This window comes from Allobosea sp. 01N443 (assembly GCF_056399325.1).
The window spans coordinates 1-5324 of sequence record NZ_JBFTRC010000284.1; the positions used below are offsets into that span (position 1 = coordinate 1).

5 protein-coding genes are annotated in these 5324 nt (G+C 61.8%); 2 read left to right on the forward strand and 3 right to left on the reverse strand.

Annotated features, from left to right (window positions below; genetic code table 11):
- The first annotated feature begins 314 nt into the window (after positions 1–314).
- On the forward strand, positions 315–1037 hold the full coding sequence (locus tag AC1DRP_RS34590; RefSeq protein WP_441508869.1) for a class I SAM-dependent methyltransferase: 723 nt from the start codon (positions 315–317) through the stop codon (positions 1035–1037).
- Positions 1038–1192: 155 nt separating this feature from the next.
- On the opposite strand, the gene AC1DRP_RS34595 is transcribed toward AC1DRP_RS34590, so the two are convergent.
- Genes AC1DRP_RS34595 through AC1DRP_RS34605 form a run of 3 tightly spaced genes read right to left on the reverse strand, consistent with a single transcriptional unit; the run spans position 1193 to position 4032 of the window.
- Positions 1193–2206, reverse strand: a complete 1014-nt coding sequence (locus tag AC1DRP_RS34595) for a sugar-binding protein (RefSeq protein ID WP_441508870.1) — start codon at positions 2204–2206, stop codon at positions 1193–1195.
- A gap of 39 nt (positions 2207–2245) precedes the next feature.
- Positions 2246–3271 carry an ABC transporter permease gene (locus AC1DRP_RS34600; RefSeq protein WP_441508871.1) on the reverse strand — a complete coding sequence of 342 codons (1026 nt, stop codon included), beginning with the start codon at positions 3269–3271 and terminating at the stop codon, positions 2246–2248.
- A gap of 20 nt (positions 3272–3291) precedes the next feature.
- Positions 3292–4032 (reverse strand): ATP-binding cassette domain-containing protein, encoded by a 741-nt coding sequence (locus tag AC1DRP_RS34605; protein ID WP_113511900.1) that lies wholly within the window; start codon positions 4030–4032, stop codon positions 3292–3294.
- A gap of 784 nt (positions 4033–4816) precedes the next feature.
- On the opposite strand from AC1DRP_RS34605, the gene AC1DRP_RS34610 reads away from it, so the two are divergent.
- Positions 4817–5324: dienelactone hydrolase family protein (locus AC1DRP_RS34610; protein ID WP_476770905.1), on the forward strand; the 508-nt coding region annotated here is incomplete at its 3' end.

Genomic DNA, 5324 nt, shown 5'->3' on the forward strand with positions numbered 1-5324 from the left:
TGTTCTCCGACACGTAGTCGTCAAGATACTCGGGAAGCAGGACACCCTGCCGACGGTCTTCACTCTCAACGAAGCGCTTCATCTAAGCTCCCGGAGCATCACCTCCAGGAATCCTAGCCGACTCGGCTCTTTTCACACAGCCTCCACCCATTTCGGCATGACCGGCGTCCGCTCTCGGGCAGAAGCGCCATGCACAAAAGCGCCCCCCTGGCTGTCGAAATCTTGCCGTGGCGGACTGAATGAGCGATTGAAGGCTCGCGCATCGGGACGCCCCCCACAGCGCGCCTGCATTCGAAAAGCATCGCTAGGTAGCTATGGCCTCGGCTGAAACCACGTCCATCTCTGTCGCAAAATTCGACGCCGACCGCGCCGCTGAGTACCTCGTCCAGAGCCGCATTGCGCTGGCAGGTTACGAAGCGTGCCATGAGCTTTCGGCCTGCATGCTGGCGGCGACGCTCGGTCCGGGCAGCGCAGCTCGCGTGCTCGCCGTTGGGGCTGGCGGCGGCGGACAGGAGATTGTCAGCGCCGCATCTCTTGAACCGGACTGGAGATTTGTCGCCGTCGATCCGTCCGCGCAGATGATGGATGTTACGGCGGGGCGGTTGCAGGAGCTCGGGTTCCTCGAGCGGACGGAGATCGCGATCGGCTATGTCGAAGAGCTTCCCGCCGGGCGCGATTTCGACGCCGCGACCTTAATCGGCGTGCTGCATCATCTCCCGGGAAAAAAGGCCAAGGGCGACATTCTTGACGCCATTGCGTCACGGCTGAAACCCGGCGCTCCTCTCATTCTTGCCGGCAATCGCTTTGCCTACGCCGCCGAACCTCTGCTGCTGGCGGCCTGGGCAGAGCGCTGGCGCATGCACGGTGCCAGGCCCGACGAAGTCGAGGCGAAGCGCGCCAAGATTTTGCAGGGCGCGGATCCGCCCGCCTCGGAGAACGAGGTCGCTGCTTTGCTGGAGGCCGCCGGGTTCGGGCCGCCAACATGGTACTTTTCCAGCCTGTTCTGGGGCGCCTGCCTGGCTCCGTATCGCGGCTGACTGCGAGGCCGGGCGAAGTCAGCGCCAGAGCGGGATGGCATCCCGCCCTGGCTTAGTTCATCGGACCGGATATCGTATCCGATCCGATGATCTAACCATCTGTGATTGCATCGGCTTTGCCCCGAAAACCGCAATCCACTTTTCGGGCCGATGCTTTAGCTCCCGGCGCCGACGCAGGTCGCGGCATTCTGCGGCGTGCAGACATCGAGGCCGGTATAGGTGGGATCCTTCGGGGCGGGCTTGCCGTCCTTCATCTCCTTCAGGAAGAACATGGTCTTGTAGCCCATCTCGAAGGGGCGCTGACCGACTTGGCCCTTGGACAGGCCCGCCTTCAGGAGATCCATCTGGACGGGCAGCGTATCTGCGACGACCAGCGCAAGCGAGCCGTCATCGATGCGGGCCTTATACTTCTCGGCGACCTTGCGATACGCCTGCGGGATGAATTGCGGGAAGCCGCCGGTCGGCACGAAGGCATCAAGCTTGGGGTTCTTGCCGAGCGTATCCTCCATTTGCTGCACCGATAGCGGGAAGTCGTCATTGGTGTAGAGCGGGCAACCCGCGGCCTCGGTCCAGCCATGCTGACCGGTGAGCTTTGCCCCAGGCGCGGAGGCCGATTTCGCGCCGGCAAGCGTATCGCGAATCCCTTGCATGCGCTCGTTATGGTTTGCAGCGGCCGCGCCACCCGACTGGATGCAGATCGTGCCACCCTTCGGCTTGATCTGCTGGACGAGCTTCGCGAGATTGACGCCGATGTCGTAGTTATAGGTGCCGACATAGGCGGTGCGCAGGCCCTTGTCCTTCGCAAGCAGGTCGGAATCCCAGGTCAGAACCGGAATTCCCGCCTTTTTGGCGCCCTCGAGCGCCTTGCCCATCGCGGCGGCATTCGACGGCGAGACGGCGATGCCATCGACCTTCTTGGCAATGAGATCGTTGATGACCTGGACCTGTTCATCGCCGCCGCCATGTTCGCCAGGCCCGATATAAAGGCACTCGATCGCGCCGTTGAGTTCCTTCTCGGCCTTCTTGCAGCCGTCGCGGGCCTGATCGAAGAAGGGATTGTTCATGTTCTTGGGAACCAGGGCGAAGACGTATTTCTTGCCCTGAGACTGGGCTTCTCCTCCAACGGCGAGCAGTGCGAGCGCGGCGACACCTAAAGTCAGCGTTTTCATGAGCCTCTCCTCCTGGTGGTTATTGTCGTCCGGTCTTCCTCATGCCGAACCCTTGCCGCGGATCCGCTGCAGCAGAACCGCCAATACGATGAACAGGCCGACGAAGGCGCCCTGCCAGTTGGAATCGACGCCGGCCATGAGCAGGGAATTGCGGATCACCTCGATGAGGGCGGCCCCGATCACGGCGCCGTAGGCTCCGCCCTGGCCACCCATCAGATCGGCGCCGCCGATCACGGTCGAAGCGATCACCCGCAATTCATAGCCCTGTCCGAGCGCATTGATGGCGGAGCCTTGCCAGCCGACGATGAGAACGGCGCTCAGCGCGGCTGTCAGGCCTGAGACGATATAGGCCTGCAGCTTGATCCGCCGGACCGGCACGCCAGTCAGGCGGGCGGCGTTCTCGTTGCTGCCGATGGCATAGAGATAATTGCCCCAGCCGGTGAAGTTGAGGATGATGCTGAAGATGATGGCCAGCGCGAGCAGCACCCAGACCGGGTTGGCAAGGCCGAAGATCGCCCCGCCACCGATGGCGTTGAAGGTGTCTCCCCAAGGGCCGAATTCGTAGATCATCTTGTTTTCGGACAGGACGATGGCAAGCGAGCGGGCGCCCGACAGCATCCCGAGCGTGACGACGAAGGCCGGCAGGCCGACATAGGAGATCAGCACGCCATTCACGACCCCGACAGCCGCGCCGGTGAGAAGGCCGGCGAGGATCGCGAGCAGCCAATGCCCCTCGGCCTGGAGGACGAGCCCGCTGACGACGCCGGCGAGCCCCATGATGGAGCCAACCGACAAATCGATGCCGCCGGTGAGGATGACGGCGGTCATGCCGATGGCCATGATGCCGATGAAGGCGAAGTTCCGCGTGATGTTGAAGAAGTTGTCGGCCGAGGCAAAGGCGTCTGGTTGATCCCATGTCATCACGAGGACCATGGCGATCAGCGCGATCGTCACCCAGAACGGCTGGCTCGCGAGCAGCTTCTGCAGGAGGCTTCGCTCCCTGAGGCCCGTGACGTCCTCGATGGCGACACTGCTCGGGATCGGGCGGATCGTGGCGCTCGACATAGGGGGCTCCTCGCGCAGCATCAGGCGGCCTGGATGGCGCCGGTGATCAGTCCGGTCACCTCTTCAGGAGAACTCGATGCAATCGCCTTGTCCGCGACCTTGCGTCCTCGCCTCATCACGACCACCCGGTCACAGACCGCGAACACGTCCGGCATGCGGTGACTGATCAGAACGACGGCGATCCCGCGATCCTTGAGCCGGTGGATCAGATCCAGCACCTCGGCGACCTGGCGAACGCTGATCGCCGCCGTGGGCTCGTCCATCAGCACCATCTTCGCGTTGGCCAGACGTGTCCGCGCGATCGCCACAGCCTGGCGCTGGCCGCCGGACATCAGTTTCACGAGATCGCGGGGGCGGGTCTCCGACTTGAGCTCCTTGAACAGCTCTGCGGCGCGGGCGTACATCGCCTTGTAGTCAAGGATCACCAGCGGACCGATGCGGCGTTTCAGTTCGCGCCCGAGGAAGACATTGGCGGCCGCAGTCAGATTATCGCACAGGGCGAGGTCCTGATAGACGACCTCGATACCGTCAGTCCGGGCGTCGACCGGCCGGCGAAAGTGCTTGACGATGCCATCAAGGCGAAGCTCGCCCTCGGAGGGGAGAAAATTGCCGGCGACAATCTTCACCAATGTCGATTTGCCGGCGCCATTGTCGCCCATCAGGCCGACGACCTCTCCGGCATCGATCGCCAGATCGATGCCCTTGAGTGCTTCGATCGCACCAAAGTGTTTTGAGATACCCTGAAGCTCCAGAAGCGGCATAGGTCGATTCCACCCTTGTTTCGAGGCGTGCCTCTGCTTCGGGCACTGGCTCAAGCTGCAGTCACTCAAGTCCTTTGTTTCAGCTGCTGCAATTTATGATGGTCAAAATTCCACCAAGGACAGATATTATGTATCAATAAGGAATTTAAAACTTGATGATGCGTCTCAGGTCAGTGGTTGGCGTGTCGTTGCAACAATTTAATTCGAAAATTGATTGCATTTCCGGGCCGATGCCGAATTCGCGGGTCCGAATATTCGAAAGAGGTAGATGTCGGCGCGCACTGCGCTGATCGCGCAGAGATCCGCCTGCGCCGCTATTGTCATAAGCGCGCCAACGAGGACGTCTGCCGTGCCCCATGCCCTTTTCCTCGAAACGCGTTCTCGGCGGAAGGCTTCGAACACGATCCTACGCTCAATAAACGGCTTCGTCATTCACGCGCGGCCGCCCTCCCGATCTTTGGCTCATCCTCGCGGAGCGTGTCGGATTCCCGGTCGAGCCGGAGCCGGGTTTGGAGCCGGTCGTCATCGTCGCGACAACTCTTCGCCGGGCCATTCAGAGGGGTAGGGGGCGCGCGCAGGTTGAAGGTTATATGCGCTCAGGCGCTCGCGGACGCCGGAGGAATCTGGCGCAGGCCGAGATCGCGGCAGGCATGGGCTTTGGAGCTGGAGCCGTGGTCGGTCATGACGGGCGACGGTGACGCCGATCGGCTATCGTTGCATCTCTTTCGACGTTACAGGTTGAACGCTGGGAGCTTCGCAAATGCCTTCGTCCCCAAAGCGAGCCATGCTCTCCACCCTGGCCATGCTCCTTCYTGGGCTGACGACACATTCGTATGCTGAAGAGGTYGTTCAATTCCCCTCGATGACCTATCGCCTGAGCGATTTCCAGAAAGCGCGTGCCAAAGCTCGCGGAGACAGCAGCGAGAATGATCCCGCGGTCGTGATCAGCGGATATCTTTCCAAACCTATCGGGGAAGGCCGGCACCCGGCGGTTGTCTTGCTGCATGGCTGCGGCGGATTGAGTACGTCCCATCGACGGGAGGCCGAAGCAATCCGCGATTGGGGTTACGTCGTGCTGGTGCCGGACAGTTTCACCCCACGAGGCATTGAAGACGCCTGCGTGCCTGAAAGGCGCGATAAGGCGCCTCGGGTCGAAGATGCGTTTGGTGCGCTGTTCTACCTCTCAAAGCTTCCCTTCGTTGATCCATCGCGGATCGCCGTCCTGGGCTATTCGCATGGCGGCGGGGTAGCGCTCAGGATTGCGATGCAATCGCATAAGACGCTCTATGAGA